At 64.5% G+C, this 899-nt stretch carries 1 protein-coding gene; it reads right to left on the bottom strand.

All coding sequences use genetic code 11. From position 1 onward, the window contains the following. On the bottom strand, positions 1-899 hold an 899-nt coding region (locus tag PMI15_RS25500; protein ID WP_007873509.1), incomplete at both ends, for a hypothetical protein.

The raw sequence follows: 899 nt of genomic DNA, 5'->3' as shown, positions 1-899 counted from the left end.
GTCGGCATCGACCGGCTTGAGCACTTCCGCCAGCGGCATTACCTCGCTGTCCACGGGCCTGAGCACCACCAACAGCGGTGTTACGTCCTTGTCGACATCTGCATCAACCGGCATCGGCTCGCTGTCGACCGGCCTGAGCACGACCAATAGCAACGTCACCTCGCTGTCCGCCTCAACTTCGACCGGTTTGAGCACCGCCGACAGCCGTATCACTTCGCTGTCGACATCCACCTCCACCGGCATCGGCTCTCTTTCCACCGGCCTGAGCAGCGCTGCCAGCAGCGTCACCTCGCTGTCCACTTCCACCTCCGCCGGCTTGAGCACGGCGACCAGCGGCATCACGTCCCTGTCGACGGGCCTGAGCACCACGGACAGTAATGTCGCGTTGCTGTCCACGTCGGCTTCGACCGGCATTAGCTCCCTGTCCACGGGACTGAGCACCACGAATAGCGCGGTCGCATCGGTGTCCACGGGCGTCAGCTCCCTGTCGACCGGCGTCAGCGCCATCTCCAGCGGCCTGGCCTCGCTGTCGACCTCGACCTCCACCGGCCTGAGCACCGCGGACAGCCGCACGACGTCCCTGTCCACTTCGACATCGACCGGGATTGGCTCCCTGTCCACTTCGACCTCGACGGGCCTGAGTACGGCCGCCAGCGGCATTACCTCCCTGTCGACCGGGTTGAGCACGGCGAACAGCAGCGTCACATCCCTGTCGACGTCCGCATCCACCGGCATCAGCTCGCTATCGACCTCCGCCTCGACAGGACTGAGCACGGCCGACAGCCGGATCACTTCGCTGTCCACGTCAACCTCCACGGGTTTGAGCACTTCCGCCAGCGGCATCAGTTCTTTGTCTACCGGCTTGAGCACGACCGACAGCAATGTTGTGTCGCTCTCCA

Source organism: Polaromonas sp. CF318 (assembly GCF_000282655.1).
Taxonomy (GTDB): domain Bacteria; phylum Pseudomonadota; class Gammaproteobacteria; order Burkholderiales; family Burkholderiaceae_C; genus Polaromonas.
Note: the sequence above shows the minus strand (reverse complement) of the source record. Positions and strands in the feature narration are given on the sequence as shown.